The sequence below is a fragment of the Bradyrhizobium sp. OK095 genome (assembly GCF_900109945.1).
Classification (GTDB): Bacteria; Pseudomonadota; Alphaproteobacteria; order Rhizobiales; family Xanthobacteraceae; genus Bradyrhizobium.
In genome coordinates, this window is record NZ_FOBX01000024.1 from 1 (window position 1) to 25,330 (window position 25,330).

26 protein-coding genes and 1 tRNA gene are annotated in these 25,330 nt (G+C 64.9%); 13 read left to right on the forward strand and 14 right to left on the reverse strand.

All coding sequences use genetic code 11. The annotated features are described in order from the left end of the window. Nucleotides 1–858 (reverse strand): Hpt domain-containing protein (locus tag BMW89_RS36020; protein WP_177196567.1); only part of this gene is annotated, 858 nt, incomplete at its 3' end. Nucleotides 859–1,055: 197 nt separating this feature from the next. Next, nucleotides 1,056–1,709 carry a histidine phosphotransferase ChpT gene (chpT, locus tag BMW89_RS36025; RefSeq protein WP_177196568.1) on the reverse strand — a complete coding sequence of 218 codons (654 nt, stop codon included), beginning with the start codon at nucleotides 1,707–1,709 and terminating at the stop codon, nucleotides 1,056–1,058. Nucleotides 1,710–1,895: 186 nt separating this feature from the next. On the opposite strand from chpT, the gene BMW89_RS36030 reads away from it, so the two are divergent. Continuing rightward, entirely contained in the window at nucleotides 1,896–2,723 is an 828-nt protein-coding gene (locus BMW89_RS36030) for a 3'(2'),5'-bisphosphate nucleotidase CysQ family protein (RefSeq protein WP_092035087.1), read from the forward strand. Here the strand turns inward: BMW89_RS36030 and BMW89_RS36035 are convergent. Beyond that, nucleotides 2,717–3,202 (reverse strand): YHS domain-containing (seleno)protein, encoded by a 486-nt coding sequence (locus BMW89_RS36035; protein ID WP_092035088.1) that lies wholly within the window; start codon nucleotides 3,200–3,202, stop codon nucleotides 2,717–2,719. The two genes, BMW89_RS36030 and BMW89_RS36035, sit on opposite strands and share 7 nt — an antisense overlap. A gap of 138 nt (nucleotides 3,203–3,340) precedes the next feature. Between BMW89_RS36035 and BMW89_RS36040 the strand changes: the two genes are divergently transcribed. The 3 genes from BMW89_RS36040 to BMW89_RS36050 all read left to right on the forward strand — a co-directional run bounded on the left by BMW89_RS36040 (nucleotide 3,341) and on the right by BMW89_RS36050 (nucleotide 5,595). After that, entirely contained in the window at nucleotides 3,341–3,946 is a 606-nt protein-coding gene (locus BMW89_RS36040; protein ID WP_092035089.1) for a DUF1134 domain-containing protein, read from the forward strand. A 116-nt stretch (nucleotides 3,947–4,062) separates the two neighbouring features. After that, entirely contained in the window at nucleotides 4,063–5,361 is a 1,299-nt protein-coding gene (locus tag BMW89_RS36045; RefSeq protein WP_092035090.1) for a coiled-coil domain-containing protein, read from the forward strand. 159 nt (nucleotides 5,362–5,520) lie between these two features. Further along, a tRNA-Val gene (locus tag BMW89_RS36050) sits at nucleotides 5,521–5,595 on the forward strand. Nucleotides 5,596–5,919: 324 nt separating this feature from the next. Here BMW89_RS36050 and BMW89_RS36055 read toward each other — a convergent pair. The 4 genes from BMW89_RS36055 to BMW89_RS36070 form a co-directional block, all read right to left on the reverse strand. After that, nucleotides 5,920–6,597, reverse strand: coding sequence for an SNARE-associated domain-containing protein (locus tag BMW89_RS36055; RefSeq protein ID WP_092035091.1), 678 nt, complete (start codon nucleotides 6,595–6,597; stop codon nucleotides 5,920–5,922). Nucleotides 6,598–6,639: 42 nt separating this feature from the next. Continuing rightward, on the reverse strand, nucleotides 6,640–7,122 hold the full coding sequence (gene greA / locus BMW89_RS36060; protein WP_092035092.1) for a transcription elongation factor GreA: 483 nt from the start codon (nucleotides 7,120–7,122) through the stop codon (nucleotides 6,640–6,642). A 96-nt stretch (nucleotides 7,123–7,218) separates the two neighbouring features. Next, complete coding sequence (locus BMW89_RS36065; protein ID WP_092035093.1) at nucleotides 7,219–7,701, reverse strand: hypothetical protein; 483 nt, start codon at nucleotides 7,699–7,701, stop codon at nucleotides 7,219–7,221. Between the two features lie 118 nt (nucleotides 7,702–7,819). Further along, complete coding sequence (locus BMW89_RS36070) at nucleotides 7,820–8,161, reverse strand: hypothetical protein (protein WP_092035094.1); 342 nt, start codon at nucleotides 8,159–8,161, stop codon at nucleotides 7,820–7,822. A 323-nt stretch (nucleotides 8,162–8,484) separates the two neighbouring features. Between BMW89_RS36070 and BMW89_RS36075 the strand changes: the two genes are divergently transcribed. Together BMW89_RS36075 and BMW89_RS36080 are read left to right on the forward strand one after the other, a co-directional pair. Continuing rightward, on the forward strand, nucleotides 8,485–8,718 hold the full coding sequence (locus BMW89_RS36075) for a DUF3551 domain-containing protein (protein WP_092035095.1): 234 nt from the start codon (nucleotides 8,485–8,487) through the stop codon (nucleotides 8,716–8,718). Between the two features lie 286 nt (nucleotides 8,719–9,004). Further along, nucleotides 9,005–10,540 (forward strand): peroxidase family protein, encoded by a 1,536-nt coding sequence (locus BMW89_RS36080; protein WP_092035096.1) that lies wholly within the window; start codon nucleotides 9,005–9,007, stop codon nucleotides 10,538–10,540. A 304-nt stretch (nucleotides 10,541–10,844) separates the two neighbouring features. Here BMW89_RS36080 and BMW89_RS36085 read toward each other — a convergent pair whose 3' ends face one another. Together BMW89_RS36085 and BMW89_RS36090 are read right to left on the reverse strand one after the other, a co-directional pair. After that, complete coding sequence (locus BMW89_RS36085) at nucleotides 10,845–11,375, reverse strand: hypothetical protein (RefSeq protein WP_092035097.1); 531 nt, start codon at nucleotides 11,373–11,375, stop codon at nucleotides 10,845–10,847. Nucleotides 11,376–11,414: 39 nt separating this feature from the next. Next, a complete protein-coding gene (locus tag BMW89_RS36090; RefSeq protein ID WP_092035098.1) occupies nucleotides 11,415–12,962 on the reverse strand; it encodes an acetolactate synthase large subunit in 1,548 nt (515 codons plus the stop codon). A gap of 266 nt (nucleotides 12,963–13,228) precedes the next feature. On the opposite strand from BMW89_RS36090, the gene BMW89_RS36095 reads away from it, so the two are divergent. The 3 genes from BMW89_RS36095 (at nucleotide 13,229) to BMW89_RS36105 (ending at nucleotide 15,535) form a co-directional block, all read left to right on the forward strand. Then, complete coding sequence (locus BMW89_RS36095; RefSeq protein ID WP_092035099.1) at nucleotides 13,229–13,807, forward strand: L,D-transpeptidase; 579 nt, start codon at nucleotides 13,229–13,231, stop codon at nucleotides 13,805–13,807. Between the two features lie 84 nt (nucleotides 13,808–13,891). Then, nucleotides 13,892–14,707, forward strand: a complete 816-nt coding sequence (locus tag BMW89_RS36100) for a DUF2927 domain-containing protein (RefSeq protein ID WP_177196569.1) — start codon at nucleotides 13,892–13,894, stop codon at nucleotides 14,705–14,707. 168 nt (nucleotides 14,708–14,875) lie between these two features. Next, a complete protein-coding gene (locus tag BMW89_RS36105; protein WP_092035101.1) occupies nucleotides 14,876–15,535 on the forward strand; it encodes a peroxiredoxin in 660 nt (219 codons plus the stop codon). 48 nt (nucleotides 15,536–15,583) lie between these two features. Here the strand turns inward: BMW89_RS36105 and BMW89_RS36110 are convergent, their stop codons facing one another. The 3 genes from BMW89_RS36110 to BMW89_RS36120 are packed head-to-tail and all read right to left on the reverse strand — an operon-like array spanning nucleotide 15,584 to nucleotide 18,511. Next, entirely contained in the window at nucleotides 15,584–16,735 is a 1,152-nt protein-coding gene (locus tag BMW89_RS36110; RefSeq protein WP_092035102.1) for an alanine racemase, read from the reverse strand. Continuing rightward, nucleotides 16,719–17,372: a helix-turn-helix transcriptional regulator gene (locus tag BMW89_RS36115; protein WP_092035103.1), complete on the reverse strand. Its 654-nt coding sequence runs from the start codon at nucleotides 17,370–17,372 to the stop codon at nucleotides 16,719–16,721. Before BMW89_RS36115 ends, BMW89_RS36110 begins: the two co-directional genes overlap by 17 nt. An 11-nt stretch (nucleotides 17,373–17,383) precedes the next feature. Then, nucleotides 17,384–18,511 carry a threonine synthase gene (locus BMW89_RS36120; RefSeq protein WP_092035104.1) on the reverse strand — a complete coding sequence of 376 codons (1,128 nt, stop codon included), beginning with the start codon at nucleotides 18,509–18,511 and terminating at the stop codon, nucleotides 17,384–17,386. Between the two features lie 113 nt (nucleotides 18,512–18,624). On the opposite strand from BMW89_RS36120, the gene BMW89_RS36125 reads away from it, so the two are divergent. From BMW89_RS36125 to upp, 4 genes are all read left to right on the forward strand, one after another. Beyond that, on the forward strand, nucleotides 18,625–19,260 hold the full coding sequence (locus BMW89_RS36125; RefSeq protein WP_092035105.1) for a VOC family protein: 636 nt from the start codon (nucleotides 18,625–18,627) through the stop codon (nucleotides 19,258–19,260). A 274-nt stretch (nucleotides 19,261–19,534) separates the two neighbouring features. Then, nucleotides 19,535–20,791, forward strand: a complete 1,257-nt coding sequence (locus tag BMW89_RS36130; protein ID WP_092035106.1) for a GTP cyclohydrolase II — start codon at nucleotides 19,535–19,537, stop codon at nucleotides 20,789–20,791. Nucleotides 20,792–20,796: 5 nt separating this feature from the next. Further along, on the forward strand, nucleotides 20,797–22,035 hold the full coding sequence (locus tag BMW89_RS36135; RefSeq protein ID WP_092035107.1) for a URC4/urg3 family protein: 1,239 nt from the start codon (nucleotides 20,797–20,799) through the stop codon (nucleotides 22,033–22,035). A gap of 167 nt (nucleotides 22,036–22,202) precedes the next feature. Further along, complete coding sequence (gene upp / locus BMW89_RS36140) at nucleotides 22,203–22,832, forward strand: uracil phosphoribosyltransferase (protein ID WP_092035108.1); 630 nt, start codon at nucleotides 22,203–22,205, stop codon at nucleotides 22,830–22,832. Between the two features lie 9 nt (nucleotides 22,833–22,841). Here the strand turns inward: upp and BMW89_RS36145 are convergent, their stop codons facing one another. Beyond that, the gene (locus BMW89_RS36145) at nucleotides 22,842–23,951 is read right to left on the reverse strand and encodes a M48 family metallopeptidase (RefSeq protein ID WP_092035109.1); all 1,110 of its coding nucleotides are present in this window, start codon (nucleotides 23,949–23,951) and stop codon (nucleotides 22,842–22,844) included. Between the two features lie 3 nt (nucleotides 23,952–23,954). Beyond that, on the reverse strand, nucleotides 23,955–25,100 hold the full coding sequence (locus BMW89_RS36150; protein WP_177196570.1) for a DUF898 family protein: 1,146 nt from the start codon (nucleotides 25,098–25,100) through the stop codon (nucleotides 23,955–23,957). Between the last annotated feature and the right edge of the window lie 230 nt (nucleotides 25,101–25,330).

Below are 25,330 nucleotides of genomic sequence, written 5' to 3' on the forward strand. Positions count from 1 at the left end.
CTGCAACGGCACCTTGAACTCGGTGTCCTCGTTGCGGCGGGAGATCTCCAGCAGCTGGTTGCGGGTCAGCACCAGCTCGGAGACCATGGTCATCATGTGTTCCAGCGTATCCACGTTGACGCGGATAGACTGGTTGGCGATGCGGTCGCCTTCAGAGGCCGTCTCGTCGGCCGCCGACTTCTTGATGGCGATTTTCTCCTTGGCGGGCTTTGCCTCTTTGGCGGCGGGCGCAGGAGCTTCAGCAGCCGGAGCGGGCTCGGCCTTTGCAACGGGCGCGGGCACCGGTGCTTCGATCGCGGTCTCGCGGAACGCACGCTCGAGTTCGTCGAGCGAGACTTCGCCGGGGCGCAGCTGGCGTTCCAGGGTCTGATCGATCAGCTCGCCCTTGGCTTCGACGGGAGCAGCGACAGGTGCTTCCGGAACGAGCGGCGGCGATTCGGCGACGGGCGCGGGAGCAGCGGCGCCAGCAGCCATGGCCGCCATGCCCTGCTCGACCATCGCTTCCAGCTTGTCGATGAGGTCGCGATCGGTGCCTTCGGGCTCGGCTTCAGTCGCCTCGAGGCCGGCCAGGATCTCCTTGATGCGGTCGATCGAGGCCAGAATCACCGTCACCGCGCCCGCCGTCACCGGCATGCCGTCGCGGAATTTGCTCATCAGCGTCTCGCCGGCATGCGCCAGCGCTTCAAGCCGCGGCAGTCCGAGGAAACCGCACGTGCCCTTGATGGTGTGGACCAGGCGGAAGATGTTATCCAGGATCTTGGCGTTGTTCGGCTCCTGCTCGAACTTCACCAGCTGATTGTCGACGGTGTCCAGGCTCTCGCTGGTTTCCGTCAAGAACTCCCGCAACAGATCATCCATGAAAACAGGCCTTCATACAGGGAGGGCGCGCACGATTTGTGATGCGCCATTTCGGAATGGGGCCAGCTTCACCGCAAAGCGTTTAATAATGGTTGAGTATGTGGAAAAGAACGGAACCAACAAAGAGATAAGGCGCTCCGGACAAGCCGAAGCGCCTTGTAAAGGATCAATTAACGTTTGAGCGGGGCGCGCTTCGTTTACGAAGCGGTTACAGTGATGGCTTCGCCTTCATGCGCGAGCCTCACGGTGAGCCCGCAGGCCTGCGCCAGCAGCCGCGTATAATAAGGCTGGATCGCGTGCGCATCTGCTGCAGGTCCCCGTTCGCCGCTCAAGAGCTCGGCGATGTTCTGCGGCAGCCGCGCATTATGTCCGGTCGCGGTGATGCGGAAGCTCATCGTCTCGCCCTCGCCGATCGGATCGACCGTCAGCATGCCGCCGCGCGGGATCGTATGCTGGGAAACGACCAGCATGTTGAGCAGCAGCTTGACGCGATTCTTCGGCAACAGCAGCCGTGGCAGATTCCACGTGATCTTGCACTTGCCGTCCTCGATATGGCCGCGCGCCATGGTCTGGGCATCGCCGACGTCAATCTGCGCGCCGGAGGAGCCGGCCGCGCCGAAGGCGAGACGGCAGAACTGGAGGCGGGCGGAGGCGGTTTTCGCGCTCTTGCGAATCAGGTCGAGCGCGAACTCGCGATCGTCGGGCTTGGGGTCGTCGTCGAGCACTTCGAGCCCGTTGACGATGGCGCCGACGGGGCTGATGAGATCGTGGCAAACCCGCGAGCACAGGAGCGCGGCGAGTTCGAGCGCATCAGGAGCGGTAACGGTAGCGGGTGACGAAGCGTCAGACATATAAAGGGGTCCTGGAGGGTTCCTGGAATTGCACGGCACTGGACGCCGCGAATCACGCATGCTTGACGGATGCTTCGGGTTCTAACATTCGCCAGCCTGTGGCAGCTAGCTTGCGATAGGTTCGAAGCGGCCATAAAGGGCTGCGGGCGAATCAATAGAGGGGCGAGATTTGCCGATGAATGAGGCATGCAGGTGAGGATCATTAACGCCGAGGCCGCAGCCGGATTGATGGAGCGGCTCACCGCGCTGGTGGTGAAGGCCGGCGAAGCAATCCTTAGCGTCAACCGCGCGGCGATGCGGGTTGACGGCAAGCAGGACGGCTCGCCGGTGACCGAGGCCGACCTTGCCGCCGACCGCATCATCGCCGAGGGCCTCGCGCAGCTCGCGGGCGACGTGCCGACGCTTTCGGAGGAGCGGACCCAGCTCGCCTCGCCGCCGTTTCATGGCAGTTTCTTCCTGATCGATCCGCTCGACGGCACCAAGGAGTTCGTCGCCGGCCGTGATGAATTCACCGTCAACCTCGCCCTCGTGACCCAGGGCGTGCCGTTGCTGGGCATCGTCAGCGCGCCCGCGCTCGGGCTGCTCTGGCGCGGCATCGTCGGCCGCGGCGCCGAGCGCGTGAGGTTTGACGGCCCGACCATCGGTGCCGCCGAGCCGGTCGGCACCCGCAAGCTGCCGGCGCAGGGCGAGCCCTGGATCGCGGCGGTGAGCCGCTCGCACGGCGATCCCACGAGTGAAGCGTTCATCGATAAGAGGCCCAATGCCGTGAGAAAGACGTGCGGCTCGGCCGTGAAATTCGGCCGGATCGCGGAGGGCAGCGCCGACATCTATCCCCGCTTCGGGCCCACCTGTGAGTGGGACGTAGGGGCCGGTTGCGCGGTCGTGACCGCGGCCGGTGGCAAGGTCACTGACGGCAAGGGCAACGACCTCGTCTTCGGCCAGCGGCAGGACACCGGCTTCATCATCCCGGCGTTCGTCGCCTGGGGCGACCCGCAGGCGGTAGGCAGCTACTGACTGAGCTCCTCCTGAAGCGCCGGCCAGCGCTTGCCGACCTCGTAGAGGAAGCGCTCGGGGTCGGCGGCGAAGGCGTCGCGATTGGCTTCCCGGCTGAACAGATAGAGCCTCTGCGCCGAAATCACGTAGAAGCGGGGATTGGCTGCGATGGCCACGCCCCGGGCGATGTCGACCGGATCGTAGCCGCCATACTGCGGCCCATAGATCTCGGGATGGGCCAGGAACGAGGCCCGGTTGCCCTCGTTGCGGAAGCGCCAGACCGCGCCCCAGAGGTTGGCTTCGAACTCGGCCGAGCCCTGCATGGCGGCGCCGTCGACGAAATAGGCGACGGGGTCGAAACCCTCGATGGCGACGCCCGAGAAACGGTTGACGACGATCCGCTCGGTCGTGGCCGCCTGGACCGGCAACCAGGAGCAAATCATCCATATGCCCACCAGCAGGCTGACCAGGAAGCCGATCAAGGCAATTCCGGGGCGCAAAGGGCTAGCTTCCTGCCGTTGTGCCGTCATAGTTCCTGCGGATAACATCCGAGTCGAGGGGACATCCGGCGCAACCTAGAGCCGCGCCTGTTGGCGTCAGGTTAAGGAAGCGACCGGATTCGATACCAGGGGTTTTTTATGACTTTCGCATCACGCCTTGCTGCGTTCGCGCTCGCCGCGATGGTCGGCTGGATCGTGCCGGCCTCCGCCCAGCAGGCGCCGCCGCCGAACCTGCCGCCGCCGCAGCGGACCCCGACGCCGAGCACCTACGGGCCGGACGAACTGGTGGGCGCAGGCCACCGCTTCTTCGGCAATGTCTCGCGCGGGCTCGCCTCGATCATCGAGAAGGCGGTCAGCCAGTGGGGCCTGCCGAACGGCTACATCCTGGGTGAGGAAGGCTCCGGTGCCTTCGTCGCCGGCCTGCGCTATGGCGAAGGCACGCTCTACACCAAGAACGCCGGCGATCTGCGCGTCTACTGGCAGGGTCCCTCGCTCGGCTTCGATTGGGGCGGCGACGGCGCGCGCACCATGACGCTGGTCTATAACCTGCCGGCCACCAACGCGATCTACCAGCGCTTCGCCGGCCTCGACGGCTCGGCCTATATCATCGGCGGCTTCGGCATGACGGCGCTCACCGCCAACAACATCGTGCTGGTGCCGATCCGCTCCGGGCTCGGCCTGCGGCTGGGTGCCAATATCGGCTATTTGAAATTCACGCCGAGCGCGACCTGGAACCCGTTCTAGGGCTTCCTCCCCTCCAGTTCCGGATTCACGTTAACAACAGGGCAGGGCTGGCTTTTTGCCGGCCCGCCATGCATTGTCATTGGTGAATTTTTCCTTAGCTTTCGGAGTTCTGGCCCATGGTCGAACCGATCATGTACCTGGCGATCGGTTTCCTGCTCTCGATGCTGTGCGGGCTTGCCATCGTGCCGCTGGTGCATAGCCGCGCGGTCCGCCTGACCACGCGCCGGCTCGAGGCCGCAACCCCGCTGTCGATGGCCGAGATCCAGGCCGACAAGGACCAGCTCCGCGCCGAATTCGCCATGTCGGCGCGACGGCTGGAGATGAGCGTCGACCAGCTCAAGAACAAGACCACGAGCCAGCTTGCCGAGCTCGGCAAGAAGAGCGACGCCATCAACCGCATGAAGATCGAGCTCGGCGAAAAGAACGCCACGATCTTCGCGCTCGAGGCGCGCGAGAAGGCGGTGAAGGAGCAGCTCCGTGCCACCGAAGAGGAATTCAACACCAAGACCGCATCCTTGCGCGAGGCCGAGATTGCGCTGAGCGACAAGCAGGGCGAGCTCGCAAAAATCAATTCCGAACTGTCCGACCGCTCCTTGATGGCGGAGAGCCGCCAGGTCGAGCTGGTCGCGGTGCGCGCCCAGATCGAAGAGCTGAAGAACCGCGTCGGCGATGCCGAGAAGGAGTTCGCGGCCACGCAGGCGCGGCTGACGCAGGAGCGAACCGAATCCGAGACCGCCTCGCGCGAGCTCGGCGATGCCCGCGGCCGCGTCGAGAATCTGAGCCAGCGCGTCACCGACCTCGACCGCCAGCTCATCGTGCAGGTCAAAGAGGCCGAGATGCTCTCAAGCCGCGTCACCGACCTCGAGGGACGCCTTGCCACGCAAGGCAAGCTGCTCGCCGAGCGCGACTATGAGAACAACCAGCTTCGCCAGACCAATGAGGGCTCCGAGCGCTCCGTCAAGGAGCTGCGCGTCGAGATCGCCGCCCTGAGCGGCGGCAAGTCCTCGGCCGCATTCGAAGCGCTCCGCGCCGAAAAGGCCGCGCTGGAAGAACAGCTCGGCACGGCCCGCGACGAGCGCGCAAAACTCCAGCGCGACATCAATGCGATCCAGCAGCAGGCGGAAAGCTCCTGGGCAACCGAGCGTATGGAGAATGCGCTGCTGCGCGAGCGCATCAACGACATCGCCGCCGAAGTCGCCAAGCTCGCGATGCAGCTCGAAGGCCCGAACTCGCCGATCGAGGCGCTGCTCGCGGCCGAGGCTGGCCAGCCGCCGAGGCCGGCGCCGCGCCCGGCCAACGACGCCGCGACCAATGGCGCCACTGCAGCCGCCCTGCCCGAGGGCGGTGGAACGCTGGCCGAGCGCATCCGGGCGCTGCAGGCCCACGCCTCCCGCGCCCGTCAGCAGGGCGCCTAAACGGCCCGAAACGCGGCCCGCCGCCGGATTGCGCGGTGGACGCAAGGTTTTCGGGCCGCAAGGCACCTCGAAACTTGACACCATCGGCCCGCACTTCTAAATCGCGGGCTCCAATGTGCCGGCCGGCCGAACAGGTCCGTCCGTCTGCATGATGGTCCCGGGTGCATAGCTCAGCGGGAGAGCGTTCCCTTCACACGGGAGAGGTCCAAGGTTCGATCCCTTGTGCGCCCACCATCCATCCTTCTGAACCCCTGCCGATTGCTGACGATCATCGACGCTTGGCGGCGCTTGGGGCCGTCCAAATCAAAAATGTCGAAACAACCCCATGCACAGTAGCCGACGTCAGTCGGATCAAGGAGTTACGTATTTTCCGAATTTTTACTTGCTCCGTCGGGCAAAACAGGAGCATGATGGCATCGTCTCCCGTCGTCATTGCGAGCGCAGCGAAGCAATCCAGACTGCTGCGGCAGATAGATTCTGGATTGCTTCGCTGCGCTCGCAATGACGGAGCAAGAGGTGAGACCGCGCCGGTTCACATGCACTCTTCCGGATCAAGCTTTAAGCCGCCCGCCCCGGCCGCCAGGCCGCGTAGAGACCGACGAGGGTGCCGATGACGACGAGGCCTGCCGCCAGCAGCACTTGCAAATCCCCATCATCGGTGGCGCCTACGGACGACACCAGTCGGGTCACGACGACGAACAGAATGCCCACAGACGCCGCTGCCCCCACGCTGAGATAAGCGAGCTCTCGCGTCAGGTTGCGGCCGAGAAGTCCGAGTGCCGTAAAGTACATCGCGCAAGCGTTGGGATGAACGAACAAGGCGACGCGCGCATACGGACCGTAGGCGTCGAGCAGGGACTCGCACCGGCTCAGTGCCGCTTTTGAGGCAACCCGCTGCAACAGCGGTCTGAAGAAGCGAGCCTGCCCGTAGCTGAGAACCGCGCCGATGATGATGGCCAGCCACGCCACGATGAAAACGGCGGCATCCGCTGGCTTCGGATTGAGTGCCACCGACATCAGGATGAGGGCGGTTCCGGGAAAATAGCCGAAATACGGGAAGACCGACTCCAGCAGCACGCAGACGAACATGAAGACCGGAAACCACGGTGAACCGGTTGCATCCTGGACGATGGCGTTCAAGTCGAAGAGGTCAGTCTTGTACAGGACGAGGTACATGCACATGGCCAGTCCGGCCAGCGCGTAAAACGGCAGCGCGCCCGACAGAAACCGTCTCATGCGGCCATCGAGATTTGTTTCGCGGACACGGCGGAGAGCATCTCAGGCAATCGACAAGACCTCGATCTCCTGCGCGCCCAACCCCGCGACATCGCCAACCGCCTTCCCCATCAACGACCTCGCGACCGGGGCTACGAACGAGATCGAGCCGGCCTTCGGATCGGCTTCGTCCTCGCCGACGATGCGATAGGTCTGCACGCGGCCGTCGGGGCGGCTGAAGGTGACCGTGCTGCCGAAGGCGACTGTGTCGGTCGATGCTGGATCGGGAATCACCTGCGCGGTGCGCAGCCGCTCCGTCAGATAGCGGGCGTCACGCAGGGGCACCGCCGACTGCCGGCGCTTCTCGTTGACGTCCTCGATGGCTTGCGCGGCTTCATAAGCCACGCGCGCCTCCTGGAGCTGCGTCTGCAATGCCTTCAGGCCTGCTTCAGTCACGAGGTTCGGATGCGGCGAGATCGGGCGATCCGGCAGCAGCGTCTCGGAGGCGGTCTCGGCGCTTTCTTCCTTGGTAAAGGCGACGCTCAATTCAAAATCCTGTCGAACGGTTTCGGGTCAACGCGCATGCCTCGTATCGCGATCCATCGCTGGGAATCGCGCCGGGCCGCTGCCGACATCGCCCGACTATATCTCAAGTTCGACGAAACGGCGGAGCTTGAAGACGAGGTCCGGCATGGCCTGGCGGAACCGCGTTGCGTTGTGGAAACTGGTCGAGAACGGCGCGAAGGTGATCATCGCGTTCCAGTGCCTGTAACCATAGACGGTGACCGAGGCACCGGTCACTGGGAAGTCCTCCAGCTTGCGCAATTCGCCGAGCACGAGATCGGCAATCGCTTCCGCAGGCAGCAGTTTCCTTCCGTCCGCCGTCGTGGCGATTTTCGCAGCCTGCTCGACCGGCACGGCCGCCGACGCCGTGCTGGGCGCATCCTCGCGCTTGATCGGCATCGCCGAGGGGGCGGGCGCGGCTGCCGCTTCGAATCCGTTCGACGGCGCGGCTGGCGGAACCTCTGCGAGCGGCGGCGGCGTCATGCTGTCCGCGCGCTTGCCACCTCCCAGGATGCTGCTGATCATGGCCACAAGGCCAGCATCCTTCACGTCGTCGCTCATCACTCCCCCCGGGCTTCGGCTACTCTAGCACCGCTCGCGCAGACCGCCACAGGGGATGTATGGCCCGATTCGCAAGCCCGGCGGCGCGACGCCTCGTCGCGCCACGCCGCCGCGCGCGTCACTGCTTCTCGAACGGAACGTATTGCTGGTACTGCTTCGGCACGGAGCTGCGATAGCGCGCGGGAACGGTGCCGCTGTCGACCGAATGATCGATCTCCTGCTGCCGCGTCATCTTTTTCTTCGCCGGCTTCTTCGATGCGCTCTTCTTGGAGTCGGAGGGCTGGCTGGAAGTGTCGGTGGTTGCGCTCGGCGTTGTCGTTGTCGCCGCGGGCGCTGTCGCCGCGGGCGCAGCGGTCGTCGCGGTGCCGCCGGCAGCCGGCGCGGTCTGCGCCAGCGCGAGCGGTGTTTGCATGAGAAGCGCCAGCGCTGCTGTCGCAGCCAGCAAGTATGATCTTTGCATCAAAACCTCCAAAATGACCTGATCCGCAAATTGACCTGATCGGGATGAGACGAAGCGTAGGCTTCCGGGATCGGCGCCTGCAAGTCTGCGCACGATAGGCGCGAACCCGGCGGCCTACTGTGGCCGAGATCACATAGCTCAGCGCCGCCTGGTTCATCATAGGCCCATGTCGAACGCCGTGCCCAGTCAGGACACCAAGACAAGCACGACAAAGTGTCGACGAAATCCGGGAACACGCAGATTGAGCTGGTGTTCCCATTACAAGCGCCCTCGCAAGCGTTCTTCCAAACGTTCTTGCAGACGCGCCCGATCAGGAGTCTGAAATGCGTCGCACCATCCTCACGCTCGCATCGTTCGCGGCCTTGATGGCCGCAATAGCCCCGGCGGCCCAGGCCCACGCCGCAAACGACAGATATTGCCTGCAAGGGCGCATCTGGGGCTATCCCGGCAACTGCCAGTTCGCGAGCTATCAGCAGTGCCAGGCCACCGCCTCCGGAACGTCAGCCTATTGCGGCGTCAATCCGCGCTACGCCTTCTCGCAGCAGCGCGACTACTGACGATAGCGCGGCGCGCGCACGCGCGCGCCGCTGCAACTCTTTGCGGCGATCCGCACCGGCTGCCAGCCGTGCATCGATGACGCGAATGTTATCCGTCGTCGCCGCGGAGCAAATTCGCGATACGCTGCCGTGGCTTGTTCGCAGAACGCCTCCTCCGAAAAATCGTTGATGCCGACAATTGTGATCCATTTCGCTCGCGGCAGGCCTCATCGCGCCTAGCCTGCAAATTCCAGCGCGCACAACTTGATCCGATTGCTTTCAACTCGACATTTCAGGGAGATTCTTCATGAGCAGCCGCCACGCCGTCGTTCCGCGCGGTCTGAACGCAACACGTTCCTCGTTGTCCCAAGGCCGTTTCGGCCGCATGTTCCGCAAGCTTGCGCCGGCAAAATTCGGCGCGAAAGATTCCGACAATATCGCTAACCTTTCGGCGCTGGCCGACAAGATGGTTGCCGGCTTCGACGGGCCGAAGGACGGGCCCGACGCGGAGGAGAGCGGCATTCCCGCGCTCTACACCTATTTCGGCCAGTTCATCGACCACGACGTCACCTTCGATCCGGTCAGCTCGCTGACCAAGCAGCAGGATCCCGACGGGCTCGTCGACTTCCGCACGCCGTCGTTCGATCTGGACAATGTCTATGGCCGCGGCCCGAACGACCAGCCCTACATGTATGACGGCAAGAAATTCCGCCTCGGCGAGAAGCTGACCGGCGCGGGCGTGCCCGACGCAAGCGACCTGCCGCGCTTCAAGGGCCGGGCGCTGATCGGCGATCCCCGCAACGACGAGAACAGCATCGTCTCGCAGTTCCAGGCGCTGATGCTGCGCTTTCACAACCGCATGGTCGACGACAATGACAGCCTGTCGTTCGAGGAGGTGCAGCAGCGCGTCCGCTTCCACTATCAATACGTCGCGCTGAACGACTTCCTGCCGCGCATCGTCAATGCCGACGTACTGGACGCGCTGAAGACCGCAGGTCACTACGACCGCAGCAAGCTCGCTTACTACCACTGGAAGACCTATCCGTTCATGCCGGTCGAGTTCTCGGTCGCGGCCTACCGGCTCGGACATTCCATGATCCGCCCCGGCTATCGGCTGAACGACGCGGACAACATGCTGCTGCAGATCTTCCCCGATCCGCACAATCCCGACAAGAACGCGCTGACCGGCTTCCGCGCCATGGGCCCGGGACGCGCCATGGACTGGGGCCGCTTCATCGATCTCGACACGCGCGCTTACGGCGTCGAGGACGATCCCACCAACGCCGACAACAAGCGGCGGCTTCAGTTCGCCTATCGCATCGACTCGTCGCTGGTCGACCCGCTCGCCCACTTGCCGCCGGAGGTCGCGTCCAATCCGTCGTCGCTGGCGCTCCGCAATCTCGAGCGCAGTTGGCGGCTCGGCCTGCCCTCAGGCCAGGCCGTCGCCAAGGCGATGAATCTGACGCCGCTGACGGACGATCAGATCATCATCGGCAAGGCCGTCGACGAGCCGGGCGCCGGCGATCCGCAGGTCAAGATCGCAACCATCGCCAACGGCGCGTTTGCCGGCAACTGCCCGCTCTGGACCTACATCCTGGCCGAGGCCGCGCAGTTCAAGGCCGACGTCCCGATCCCCGTCACCGGCGGACCCGGCACCGTCAAGACGCCGCAGCTCGGCCCCGTGGGCGGACGCATCGTCGCTGAAGTCTTCCTCGGCATGATGTTCGGCGACAATTCCTCGGTGCTGTCGCAGGACCCGCAATGGACGCCGGTGACCGGCTCCGGCTTCGCGCTGAAGGACCTCGTCGCCTACGCACTCGGCCAGGGCGATCCGCTGCACTGAGCTTGTGACGGACAATGATGCAGAGGCCGCTCGTGTCGTGCGAGCGGCCTTTTGCCGTGGCGCGCTTGAGCCAGATGTGACTCGCTGTGTGCCCCGAGGACGGTACGTTCCCTCCCCCCTTGCGGGGGAGGGCTAGGGAGAGGGGTGGCCCAGCAAAAAGTTTCGGTTGTTGACGATGTACTTGGGCTGGTGCGCGACGGAAAGAATCCCCGTGTGGTACCCCTCTCCCTGCCCCTCCCCCGCAAGGGGGGAGGGAACGGAGAGAGTGGTGTTCGCGGCCGAACTTGGCTTCGACCTCAACCCGTCACGCCCCAGTTTTATGAGCGGCCCCTAATCCGCTCTCCGCGAGGCGCGTCGCGAACCAGAGTGACAGCGGTTGATCGAGCAGGCCGCTGACATAAACCTCCGACATCGTCACATGCTGCTTGTCCAGCACCAGCAGCACGCCGATCCAGTAGGCGAACCAGACATGCGGATCGGTCAGCGCCCGCAGCTTGTGCTGGTCGTGCTCCACGGGCGTGTGATTGCTCGCCTTGCGGATCTCGACGGTGAGCAGATTGTTCGGGATCTCGCGCTGATGCACGACGACGTCGGGATAGATCGACTTTCCCAGATGATCGTCGGTCGAGATGATGGTGCCGTGCGGCAGATGCAGCGTGCGCTCGCCGAGCCGGTCGTAGTTGCAGTCGACCGACCAGCCTGAAAACTGCCGCTCCAGATAGACAGCGAAGCGGTGCGTCACCGCCCGCTCGCCGAGGTCTTTCTCGAACAAAAATCCTTCGTGGGCGTAGAAGTCCCGGAGCGCCGCGATCACCTTGTTCAGCTCGGTCTGCATGTTGCCTCCCGACCTTTGGCGCTCCGAGTTGCTTGCGCCTTACATCTGGACTTCGATCAGCCGCGGCCCGGGCTCGGCGACGGCTTCGGCCAGCGCCTTGTTGAACTCGTCGGCATTGGTGACGGAGCGGCCGGGCACCCCCATGCCCTTGGCCAGCGCCACGAAATCCATTGTCGGCCGGTCGAGCCGGAGCATGTCGTTGGCGCGCTGGCCGGGTTCGCCGGCGCCGACATTGTCGAACTCGCCGCGCAGGATCTGGTAGATGCGGTTGGCGAACACGATGGTGACGATGTTGAGGTTTTCGCGGGCCTGCGTCCACAGCGACTGGATCGTGTACATCGCGCTGCCGTCGCCGACCATGCAGATCACCTTGCGGTCCGGACAGGCGATCGCAGCGCCGATCGAGAGCGGCGTCGAGAAACCGATCGAGCCGCCCATGTTCTGGAGCCAGTCGTGCGGGGCGGCGGCCGCCGTGGGCGGGAAGAAGGCGCGGCCGGTGGTGAGGGACTCGTCGACCATGATCGCGTTTTCGGGGATCGCGTAGGCGATCGCCTGCGCGATCGAGGCGTGGGTCAGCGCGCCGGTCGGCTTCACCAATTCCTGCAGGGCCTGCGGCTTGACGTCCTTGGCGCTGGCCTTGACGGCACCGGCGAGCGCTTCCAGTGCGGCGACCGAATTCTCGCCCCAAGAGGTCATGCGATGCACATCGCAACCCTCTGGCTTGAGAATGCTCGGCTTGTTCGGATAGGCAAAGAACGCCACGGGATCGTCGGACTCGACCAGCACGATGTGGCGAAACTTCGCCAGCATCGACAGCGCGTTATCGATGACGTAATGAATGCGGTCGATCGAGAAGCGGCCGCGGCCGCGCGCCATCTTCGGGCGGAAGGTCGGGCCCATCACGGTGCAGCCGGTCTTGTTCGCGATACGCTCGGCCAGCGCCAGGCCCTGCTCGCTGAGCGCACTGCCGGTCATCAGCAGCAGCGTACCCTCGCCGTCGCCGTGCAGGATTTTTGCGGCCTGCTCGACCGCCTGCGGCGAATAGCTCGCGCGCTGCTGCTCGGCCGGCACCTCGGCAATGCCGTCGGCTTCGTTCCAGGCGGTATCGGCAGGCAGGATCAGGGTCGCGATCTGCGGCGGCGCACTCTTGGCGGCGGCAATCGCCGCGGCGCCGTCGGCAGCGACCGACTTGGAATTCGGCGAGGTGCGGACCCAGGACGACATCGGCCGGGCCAGGCCCTCGATGTCGGAGGTCAGCGGCGCGTTGTAAGCGATGTGGTAGACCGCATGCTGGCCGACGATGTTGACGATGCCGGAATTCGCCTTCTTGGCGTTGTGCAGATTGGCAAGGCCGTTGGCCAGCCCGGGGCCGAGATGCAGCAGGGTCGAGGCCGGCGTGCCCTTCATGCGGAAATAACCGTCGGCGGCACCGGTCACTACGCCTTCGAACAGGCCGAGCACGCAGCGCATGCCCGGCACCCGGTCGAGCGCTGCGACAAAATGCATCTCGGAGGTGCCGGGGTTGGAGAAGCAGACGTCGACCCCGCCCTTGACCATCGTCCGCACCAGGCTTTCCGCACCGTTCATTCTTTTTGCTCCCGCAACCGGCAATATCCAATATCCGTCCGATCAATCATTGTTCGCGGTATCAGTCAAAGCAATAGGCGGCATCGCGGCCCTGCCCCGCATGGCAACGCAGCGGTTTGGCTAACGCTTTGAGGCAAAGCGGCCCGGTTGCCGATTTGGTAACGCCAATCGTTAAGCATGGCGTCTCTCACGGGGCCGTGGCTTGCGAAAAGCCCGCAAATATGGCCTCTGGCATTGGTTGAATCGATTTTTTGCTGGGGGAAACAATGATCCGGTTTTTTGCCGCACCGATTGCCGCTATCGCATTGCTGACGGCCATGGCCGGCGGCGCGTTCGCCGAAGGGGTCGACTCGCGCGATATCATGGGCGGCGGCCCCAACTTCTTCCAGGGTGGCTCCAGCCCGATCCCCCGCACCACCGTCAACTACTCCGGAACTTACGCGCCCGGCACGATCGTGGTGAACACCAGCGAGCGCCGGCTCTATCTGGTGCTCCAGAACGGCCAGGCGCTGCGTTACGGCATCGGCGTCGGCCGCGATGGCTTCCGCTGGGGCGGGGTGCACAGGATCACCGCCAAGAAGGAATGGCCGGACTGGACGCCGCCGTCGCAGATGATCGCCCGCCGGCCGGACCTGCCGCGTCACATGAAGGGCGGCATCGAAAATCCGCTCGGCGCGCGCGCGATGTATCTGGGCTCGACGCTCTACCGCATCCACGGCTCCAACGAACCGGAGACGATCGGCCAGGCGGTCTCCTCGGGCTGCTTCCGCATGACCAATGACGACGTCAGCGACCTCTACGGCCGCGTCGGGGTCGGCACCACCGTGGTCGTGCTGAACAACTGACAGGCGGCGTGCGGCGGGAACCCGCGGGCCGCGTGAATATGCGGACTTGTGTGCACGACGCGAATACGGCAGCGTCGGGTGACGATGAGCGCATTGATCACGCCCTCGGCTGCCCTCCGCTTCGCCCTGCTGGCGCTCGCGATCCTCACATGTGTGTCTGACACCGCTACCATCGCCGCCGCGGGCGAACTGCCTGCGATCGCCTCACGCCAGCGCCTCGAGAAGAAGAGCTTTACCGACGGCGAGATCGTCGATGGCTTTCTCAAGACCGCCTTCGGCGCCGAATATCACCTCGCCGGCCGTGTCGACCGCATCCGCAAGTTCGACGGGCCGGTGCGCGTGTTCGCCGACAGCGACCGAACCGACCGCAAGGCGCAACTGGCAAAAGTCGTCGCCGACATCGGCGCGCACGTGCAGCATCTCGACATCGCCATGACCGCGACCAGCGAGGCTGCGAATGTGCGGGTCAAGCTCGTGCGCGACCGCGATCTCTTCCGCACCATCACGAGCTTCTACGGCGCGGAGCGGGCGCGCGAGATCCGCACCTCGCTCGATCCGCAATGCCTGTCCGGTTTCCGCAAGAACGACAATTTCGAGATCGAGCATTCCGACGTCATTCTCACCGTCGACAATGGCGACTTCACCTTCCTCGACTGCGCCTATGAGGAGCTGCTGCAATCGCTCGGGCCCATCAACGACACCACGAGCGTGCCGTGGACCATGTTCAACGACAACGTCTCGATGGGCTATTTCGACGTCTACGACCAGTATATCCTCAATCTGCTCTATGACCCCCGCATCAAGGCGGGCATGAGCGTGGCCGAGGCCAAGGCGGTGCTGCCCGAAGTGCTCGCGGATGTGCGCGTCTGGGTGAGGCGCGTGAACGACCTGAAGGAGTGAGGCGCCTAGCCTCCCCTCACGCTTAAGAACTTTTTCAGAACGTCGCCATGACTTCCGGCCTGCGCTAGCGCAGGCTTGCGGCCATACGGCCGCGAAGATGCGGCCGCATCGCGCGGCCTGCACGGCTGCGGCATCAGCAACAACCCGCCACAAACAAGGAACAGTGTGATGACACTCGCACTCAACGACATCGCACCGGATTTCGAGGCACAGACCACCGAGGGCACGATCCGGTTCCACGACTGGATCGGCGATTCCTGGGCGGTGCTGTTCTCGCATCCGAAGGATTTTACGCCGGTCTGCACCACCGAGCTCGGCTACATGGCGAAGATCAAGCCGGAGTTCGACAAGCGCGGCGTCAAGATCATCGGCCTGTCGGTCGATCCGATCGACCGTCACGCCGGCTGGGCCGCCGACATCGCGGAGACGCAAGGCACGGCCCCGAACTTTCCGATGATCGGCGATGTCGATTTCAACGTCTCGAAGCTGTACGGCATGCTGCCGGCCGCGATCTCCGGCGATCCCCTGAAGCGCTCGGCGGCCGACAACCAGACCGTCCGCAACGTGTTCGTGATCGGGCCGGACAAGAAGGTCAAACTCATCCTGATGTATCCGATGACCACGGGCCGCAACTTCGACGAGGTGCTGCGCGTGATCGACTCGCTGCAGATGACCGCGAAGCACAAGGTGGCGACGCCGGTGAACTGGAAGGACGGCGACGACGTCATCATCGCCGGCTCGGTGTCCGACGACGACGCCAGGAAGCAGTATCCGGACGGGTGGAAGTCGCCCAAGCCTTATATCCGCATCGTGCCGCAGCCGCGCTGACGCCGGCCGCTTCGCGAGACAGGCCGGGTTCCCCCCGCGGGGGGAGCCCTACCACCCGTTGATCCGCGGCCACACCGCGCTGATGCCGCCCTCGCCGTCGAGCACGTGATAGCGATCGTACTGCGCGCCGGTCGCGCAGGCGTGATTGGTCAGGATGCGGATGCGGGCGCCGATCGGTAGATCCGGCAGCCTCGCCGTCGAGCCTTTGCGCAAGCCAATGATGCCGTGCTCCTGGTTGGCATCGCTGACAATGAGGTCCTGGTACGGATTCCCTGCGAGATCGCAGACCACGCCATAGCCCTGGTCGACGGCCTGCTTCGCAGTGCTGCGGTCGCGCGACAGCGCCATCCAGCCGGCATCTGCGATGATCCAGCCTTTTGCCCTCTGGTGGCCGATGATTGTCGCGAGCACCGAAAGCACGAGGTCGCCCATCGCGACCGAGCTGACGCCGGCCTGATAGAGATCGCCGAACATGAAGACGCCGGCACGCACCTCGGTGACGCCGGTGAGATCGCGCGCATAGCGCGCGGTCGGCGTGGCGCCGACGCTGACGACGGGACAAGGCAGGCCCGCGCTGCGCAATGCGTCCGCCGCGGTCATTGCGGCGACGCGTTCCGTCTCTGCGGCCGCCGCAATCGCTGCGGGATCATTCAGCGCGTAGCTGTCGCCGGCATGCAGCAGCACACCGCGCAAGGCAGCACCACCCGAGACGAGACGCTTGCCGATCGCGACCAGCGTTGCCGTGTCGGCCGGCGCCACGCCGGAGCGATGGCCGTCCGCGTCGACCTCGATCAGCGCCGGAATCGCATCGCCGCTCCGGGCTGCGTGCGCGGCAACGGCGTCGGCCTGTTCGAGACTGTCCAGGATCACGGCGAGATCGGCGCCGGTTGCGCGGATGGCGGAGACGCGTGCGAGCTTTGCCGGTGCAATGCCGACGGCGTAGATGATGTCGCGCACGCCGCCGGCCGCAAAATATTCGGCCTCGCGCAGCGTCGAAACGGTTGCCGGCCCCGTGGCCGAATTCATCGCGATGCGGGCGACGTCGAGCGACTTCGCGGTCTTCAGATGCGGGCGGAAGGCGACGCCGAGATGGGCGAGACCAGCCTTCATGCGCGCGACGTTGGCGCGAAGGCGCGCCTCGTCGAGCAGCAAGCATGGCGTTTGCAGGCTCAGGAGATCCGTTTCATCTGGCATCGGCATACACCGTGGCGCGCGAGACCCCGAGATGGGCCGCAATGATGTCCGAGGAGCGGCGCACCTGCATGCAGCCGGCGTCCCGCAATTCGCGCAGCAGGCTGCGGCGGTCTTCCGTGTTCAGCGCGCGCGGCGTGGTGGCACGGCGCGCGGCGAACTGGTCGATATGGGCGCGGATGGCGTCCGCCCCGACGGGGTTGAGCTGCTCGCGCGGGCTGTCTTTCGCATCGACGCTGACGAACTGGCCGATGGCGCTCTGCAAACCCTGGAACAGCGTCAGATCGACATTGAGGCAGAGCGCGGCGACGTAAGCACCATCCGCGCCTTTGATGCCGATCGACGTGCTTTTGGCCTGACGGCCGTCGGCAAAGCTGTTGGCGTAGTTCGCGATCACCTGGGCGTATTCGGGGTCGGCGATGCGGGCGAGGCCAAGCTCGGTTGCGGGCTGGCCGACCTTGCGGCCGGACAGGTTGTTGTGAATGGCGACGATCGCGTTCCGGGGATCGGTGAGATCGTGCAGCACCACTTCGCAGAACGGCGCAAAGGTGTCGCCCAGTCCCTTCGCGATGTGCCGCAATTGATCGAACAGCACCGCCTGCTCGGCGGTGGCCTTGTTTGGAGCTACGGACTTGGCTCGGCTCATCGCGCCCCGCCCTACTGCACGAGATCGGCGACGGTGGTCGCGGCCTTCAGGCCCGTGCCGGTGAGCACCGCAACCGTGGTCTCGTTCGCCTTGATGGCACCGATGGCCGAGAGTTTCTCCAGTGCGGCGGCTGCGCTGGCGCTGGTCGGCTCGGCGAACAGTCCCTGCCGCGCAAGGCGCCGCAGGGCAGTAATGATCTCGTCCTCGGTGATCGCAATGGTGCTGCCGCCGCTTTCGCGCAGAGCGCCGATGATCTCGCGCAGGCGCAAGGGATTTTTGATCGCGGTGCCCTCGGCAATGGTCTTCTGCACCTCGCGGGCGACAGGCGTATCGACGCCGGCCTGAAAGCTCGCATCGATCGGCGAGCAGTTTTGTGGCTGCGCCGCGAACAAGCGCGGCAGCCTTGCGATCTGCCCGGCCTTCAACAGCTCACGGAAGCCGAAGGCACAACCCAAGAGGCTGCTGCCGGCACCGACGGGGACGATGACGTTGTCGGGCGCGCGAAAACCAAGGTCCTCCCAGATTTCATAGGCGAGCGACTTGGTGCCTTCGAGAAAGAAAGGCTGCCAGTTATGGCTGGCATAGAAGGTTTGGTTCGACTGGCGGATAGCCTCGGCCTCCGACTCCTCGCGAGGTCCCTCGACGAGTTGCACGGCGGCGCCATAGGCGCGCACCTGTGCGATCTTGGCCGGCGACGTCGACGCAGGCGCCAGGATCTTCACGCGCATGCCGCCGGCAGCGCCAAGCCCTGCCATCGACGAGCCGCCATTGCCGGAGCTGTCCTCCAGAATCGCGCCGACGCCGATTTGCCTGAGGAAGGACAGCATCACCGCCGAGCCCCTGTCCTTGAAGCTGCCGGTCGGATTGAACCATTCGAGCTTGAAGAACGGCCGCAGATCGCCCCATGCCTGTTGCACGAGTGGCGTGCAACCTTCGCCGAGCGTGATCGGATTTGCGATCTCGACCGGCAGCGCCGCCCGGTAGCGCCAGAGCGACCGCGTGCGAGGCTCGATCTCCTCGCGCGACATCCCTGCCCCCGGCGTCACCAGAAGCGGCGTGCGCTCGTCCGAGCACCAGCGCGGCTGGTCGAGCGGATAGAGCTTTCCGTTGCGGGGATCGATGTAGGTGGCGGCAGACATGGGGGTCTCCGGGAGCGAAGCCGATCTGTACAATATGTCTGAAAGTATACGATTTGTCCAGTCACCTGTTTGGAGGGTGTGAACGCAGCAAATCCATGCAAAATGCGCCAGCCATGCTTCATCTTGACCACATCACCGTCGCCGCGAACGACATTGCCGAGGGCGTTGCCTACGTCGAGAAAGCACTCGGCATTGCGCCGCCGGCGGGCGGTGCGCATCCGCTGATGGGCACGCATAATCATTTGCTGCGGCTGAGCGACACGACGTTCCTCGAGGTCATCGCGCCGAACCTACAGGCTCCGGCCCCAACCCGGCCGCGTTGGTTCGCGATGGACGATGCGCGCACGCAGGCAACGCTCGCGTCATCGCCAAGGCTCATGACCTGGGTCGTGAGCACGTCCGACATCAAGTCCGCGCTTGCAAAAATCCCACAGGCGGCCCGGCCGGCGATCACGGTGACGCGTGGCCATCTCGAATGGCTGATCTCCGTGCCACCTGACGGATCGATGCCGTTCGACGGCGCGTTCCCGACGGTGATCGAGTGGCCGGCCGGTCCGCATCCGGCCTCGCGCATGGCCGATCTCGGCTGCTCCCTGGTGGCGTTCGAGATCCGGCATCCCGACGCAGACACGATCAAGTCATCGCTGGCGGGCTTTCTGGACGATCCGCGCATCCGCTTCAGTCACGATCCCGCGCCTTCGTTTCGCGCGGTGATCCGGACGCCTAGAGGCGATCGCGAGCTGATTTAGGCGTGTCAGGAGCGCCAGCCCCTTCAAAAATACAAATGATTACATAGATATAGGTCACGATGCGCCGCCGCACGCCGTTCAGGCCAGGCGCGCGAATGCCGATCTGAACGGCATCGGCAGCGGAGGGCCTGCGCGGACACGATTAACTTGTCTGTCGCGACTGCCCGCTACAATATGTTGGATTGAGCTTGCGCCGCCGGCGTTCGTCAGCCGCCAACGCAAGTGAGCCAGGCCCGTCCGAGCGGCGGGCCGTTGGCTTTTTGGGAGCCTGGACATGAGCCGCGCGAACCGTACCGATCACATCCGCCTCACCTCCCATCCGGAGCCGGGCAAGAAGGCCGCCTTCCCGATCCATTGGGGCGCCGCGGATGCACGCGCGCGCGGGCCGATCATCGGCACGGTGTCGCGCGCGGGGGATCGCAACGTGATCGGCAGCCATGGCGGGTCCTACGCGATGTACCGCGCGCTCGCGGTGTCCGCCGGCGCGCTCGATCCGATCCGGCGGCCCGATCTCACCAACACCTTCCCGGCGGCGACCATCGGCCCCTTCGAGCAATGGCGCGATCCCGCAAAGATCGTCGCGCTCGATCCCTGGGGGCATCTCGTCGCGGAGAATTTCGGCAAGGACATCGCCGAGGGCGTCGACATCCGCCCAAGCATCGCGGTGACGCGGGCGCGGCTCGACCTGCCGGAGATCCGCGAGGCGCTGGCCGCAAAGCGGCTGCGCGCCGACGGCGAGGTCGTGCATGCCAATGGCAGCGTCTCGGTGGTGAAGATCGCGATCGATCCGGTCTGGTATCTGCCCGGTCTTGCCGAGCGCTTTGCGACCGGTGAGACCGAACTGCGCCGCACGCTGTTCGAGCAGACCGCCGGCATGTTCCCCGAGCTGGTGACGCGGCCGGACTTGAAAGTATTTTTGCCGCCGATCGGCGGCACGACGATCTACATGTTCGGCGATGTGACAAAACTGCCCGACCATCGCACCAAGATCACCTGCCGCGTGCATGACGAGTGCAACGGCTCGGACGTGTTCGGCTCGGACATCTGCACCTGCCGGCCCTATTTGATCCACGGCATCGAGGAATCCGCGCGCGGCGCGCAGGAGGGCGGGCTCGGGCTCGTCATCTACAACCGCAAGGAGGGCCGCGCGCTCGGCGAGGTCACCAAATTCCTGGTCTACAACGCGCGCAAGCGCCAGGAGGATGGCGATGCGGCCGCCACCTATTTCGAGCGCACCGAATGCGTCGCCGGCGTGCAGGATGCGCGCTTCCAGCAATTGATGCCGGATTCCATTCACTGGCTGGGCCTGAAGCGCATCGACCGCTTCCTGTCGATGAGCGACATGAAATACGACGCACTGACCTCGCAAGGCATCGACATCGTCGAGCGCGTGCCGATCCCGCCGGAACTCATTCCCGCCGACGGCTATGTCGAGATGGCCGCGAAGAAGGCCGCCGGCTATTACACGACCGACATCGCGCCCGAGAAGGACGTGAACGGCGTGGTCGGCCGTTCGCTGGAGAAATACTGATCTCGATGGCGGACGCTTTGGAATTGCAGGCACGCTCGCTGCTCACCGCAAAGGCGGTTCGCGCGCGCGCCGGCCAGATGTTCGAGATCGGCCTTGCCGGCCGGCTGAGCCACTTCACGATCGATCTCGGTCGCATGGATGCTGTTGCGGAGGCCGTGCTGGCTGTTACGCGAAAAGCCTATCCGACGCTGGATGTGCCCTTCCACGCGCGCTGGCGGCATTTTGTACTTGGCGGCGTCGACCGCTGGGCGAGCCTGGCGGATGCAGCATCATGGCCGGATCGCGCCGCGCGGGCGCGGGCGGAGTTCGACCTTGCCATAGTCAGCGTGCTGCTCGATGCCGGCGCGGGTGCGACGTGGCGATACCGTGATGCGGTGACGGGACAGGGGATCGGACGATCGGAGGGGCTTGCGATCGCGAGCCTCGACATGTTCGCAAGCGGACTCTTTTCCCGCGACGCAAGCGCGCCGTTCAGGGTCGATGCGGACGTGCTCGCAAAACTGCCGCTCGCCTCCCTCACCACTGCGTTTCAGGTCAGCGATGCCAATCCGTTGCTCGGGCTCGAGGGGCGCACCGATCTGCTGCGGCGCCTCGGCAAGCTGGTCGCCGAACGTGCAAACATTTTCGGCCTGCGCGACACGCCGAGGCCGGGCGGGCTGTTCGATCACATCGCAGCGCAGGCCGTGGGCGGCACCATCGCCGCGCCCGCGATCCTGTCGGCGGTGCTGAACCAGCTCGGGCCGATCTGGCCATCGCGGCTGGAACTTGCAGGGATTGCGCTCGGCGATTGCTGGCGCCACCCCGCGCTCAAGACGGATGACGCAACCGCCGGCCTCGTGCCGCTGCACAAGCTGTCGCAATGGCTGAGCTATTCGCTGATCGAGCCGCTTCAGCGCGCAGGCTTCGAGGTCACCGACATCGACGGCCTGACCGGGCTTGCCGAATATCGCAATGGCGGCCTGTTCGTCGATCACGAGGTACTGCGTCTGCGCGATGCCGCCGATGCCGACCGCGCGCATGCGGTGGACTCCTTGCTCGTCGTGGAATGGCGCGCACTGACAGTTGCGTTGCTGGATCGTCTTGCCGAACTGGTCCGCGTAAAACTCGGCCGCACGCCTGAGACATTGCCGCTCGCCAGCATTCTGGAAGGCGGCACCTGGGCCGCGGGCCGCGCCATTGCGTTCGCGCGCCGTCCTGACGGTTCGCCGCCGCTCAAGGTGATCAGCGACGGCACGGTGTTTTAAACCCTCTCCCCTTGTGGGAGAGGGTGGCTTCGCGAAAGCGAAGCCGGGTGAGGGGTTGCTTCCGCGGGCACATCTCTCATTGGAGTTCGCGGAGACGACCCCTCATCCGGCGCTTTGCGCCACCTTCTCCCACAAGGGGAGAAGGAAAAAAGCAAGAGCATCCGATCATGCAAGGCGTCACGATCGTCGATCATCCGCTGGTGCAGCACAAGCTGACGCTGGTGCGGGACAAATCGATCTCGACAAAGTCGTTCCGCGAGCTGATCAAGGAGATCGGCATGCTCTTGTGCTACGAGGTGACGCGCGATTTGCCGCTCACTGATACCGTGATCGAGACGCCGCTGGCGACGATGCACTCGGCCAAGATCGCCGGCAAGAAGCTGGTGTTCGTGCCGATGCTGCGCGCCGGCACCACCTTCGTCGACGGCATGATGGATCTGGTGCCGACCGCGCGCGTCGCGCATATCGGGCTCTATCGCGAGCCCCAGAGTTTTGCCGCGGTCGAGTATTTCTTCAAATCGCCGTCCGACCTCAGCGAGCGCCTGGCGATCGTGGTGACACCTGTTGTCGCGACCGCCAACACGGCCGTCGCCGCAATCGACCGGCTGAAGGAGCGCGGCGCAAAAGACATCCGCCTCGCCTGCCTGATCGCAGCCCCGGAAGGCCTCGAACGGCTGCGCGGCTTGCATCCTGATGTGCCGATCTGGACCGCCGCGGTCGACGAGGGCCTCGACGAGAACGGCTTTATCCTGCCGGGCCTTGGCGACGCCGGCGACCGCGCATACGGGACGCGATAAGCAGGAAGCCTAGATCTTCCCGCTGCCGCAAATCCCCTTCAGCGCCTGCCACTCCGTATCCGTCAGCAGCGGCGGACCGCTGGCGGGACGATCTTCTTTCGTCATGCGCGCGAGCCGATCCTCGGTGAGCGGATGGCTCGCCAGGATCGACGCCAGGCCGCCACCTTCCTTGCCGGTGATGCGGAACATCAGTTCGGCCGCGGGCTTCGGCGAGCGGCCGAGCGCATGCATGATGTCGATGGCGAACGTGTCGGCGGCGGTCTCGGCCTCGCGCGAATAAGAGGCTTCGACCACGCTGCGCGAGGCGAAGATCACGGCGGATGAGCCGGTGACGTCGCCGAACAGCAGGCCGATCAGGAACGAGGTGCCGCCGTTGTAGATCAGGCCGCGCATGTTGTCGTGATGCTTGAGATGACCGAGCTCGTGGGCGAGGATGCCGGCGAGTTCGTCGGGGTTTTCGGCCTTGTCGATCAGGGCGTTCAGCACGAACACTTTTCCGCCCGGGAGCGCAAACGCGTTCGGTATCGCGCTCGGCAGAACGCCCGCCGTCATGGCATCGTCGTCGAGGCCGGCTGCATCACGCAGGCGGTTGACAAGCTTTTTGAACGCGGCTTTGCCCGCGGGGTCTTCGCACCCGCTGCTGCCGAAGATCGTTTTCACCTGAACTTCCGACGCATCGCCGATGCGCCGCTCGATCGGTTTCGGCACCAGCGGCGCGAGACGATCGGCGGCGAGCGGCACGCCGAACAGCACGACGCAAACGATGGAGACGGCCGCGGCCATCGACCAGCCGACGATTTTTGCAACACCGCGGCGTGAGGTCTGGTGCTCGTCCAAACGCATGCAGCGAATGGTCACGTCAGCGGCTAGCGCGGCGTCGCGGATTTCGAGCCGCGCCAGCGATGGCGCCGATGTCGAGGCCAGGCGCAGGATCCCCGCCGGGCTGTCGGCACGGCGGATATCGGCATAGACCCAACTGACGGGCGTCCCGCCTTCCTCGGCGATCTCGAGCGCGTCACCAAGCGTCAGCGTCACCTGCCGCTTGCGGCTCGACACGCCGTCGAAGAAAATCGTCGGCTTGCCGGACTGCGCCGGGGCCTCGGTGGACAACTCACTCACAGATCAGAATCCCGCTACGTCAAGACCATCGGCGAAGCCTTCGCCGAGCGCGCTGGCAAGTTCACCGCTGCCGCGCACGTCCGCTGCGGCCCCGATGTTGTGCACCTCGACGGTTTCCAGCACCTTGGCCCAGAGATCACGCTGCAGATAGACGCGCATGATGATGTTGACCGCAAGCGCCAGAGCGAAATAGCCGATGACCATCATCACCAGCATCGGGATGCTTTTGGCGGCATTTCCGGGGCCGAGCGCCTGCGCGACCGGAAGACCGCTGATCTTCACGGCGAGCGCGATGGCTCCGGCGACATAGGCGCTATAGACGACGCTCAGCAGCAGCCACCAGCCGATCACTTTCCAGTACAGGCCGTAGAACGCATTGTGCGGCAATTGCGAGGACAGGCTGACACCGCCGATGCGGATGCCGTCGAGCCACCAGCGCCATTCGCGCGCCTTGAACTCGGCATAGACGAACGGCGCAGCTGGGAAGAAGAGCAGCGCGAGCGGCGTGAGAAGCCACAGCCACCAGCCGCGCTTGAAGAAGGTCCAGCCGTCGCCTTCGAAATCGCCGCGCAAATCGCCGTAATGGGTGTGCTGCATCTTGTAACGTTCGAGCGAGGCCTCGCGCCACGGCAGCGCAATGCCGAGGGTGAGGAACACCAGCAAGCCCCACGCCATGGCGCGGAACGAATAGAGCCACCCCGAGCCGTCCATCCAGAAGCGCACGCCGCGCCAGACCGTGCGCGTCAGGCGATAGCGCCGTGCGCGAAAGATCGCGAACTGGCCGAAGGCGTAGAAGCTGATGAACAGCGGGGTCGAGGCAAAGCCCTGCCAGCGCTCGAACTCGATACCGACCAGGAAGTAAGCCAAATAAATCGGCACCAGGATCGCGAGCGCGACCAGGAAGCCGATCAAGAGCTCCTTGGCCCGTCCGGTATATTCGGCGGCGTCACCGTCGATCGCGGTGTCCGACCACAGATGACGGCGGATGTCGGTGACCAGCCAGAACCGGTAGAAGCCGAAGGTGACCAGCTCCAGCATGGCACCCTTGGTGACCATTTTGCGGAACGCGGAGCGATCGCCGGTGAAATCGACCCGCGTCGGCGGCAGCGGCGGGGGTAGGGGTTCTGAGCCGATCGGGGCCCATTGCATGTCGTTCACGGCGGCAACCTCGGGATGCTGACCTGATCCAATCAAACTATAGATCAGAGGTTAGTCGATCCCCAAGATGGCCGGGTTCGATTTACCTCGATTTCGGTCGATTTCTTGCACGATTCCGTCAGCAAAGGGCGTGCGCGGGATCACGTTGGTGGATGCCCCGTAGCCCGGGTGAGCGGAGCGACACCCGGGAACGCCGCGAGCAAAGTCCCGGATGTCGCTTC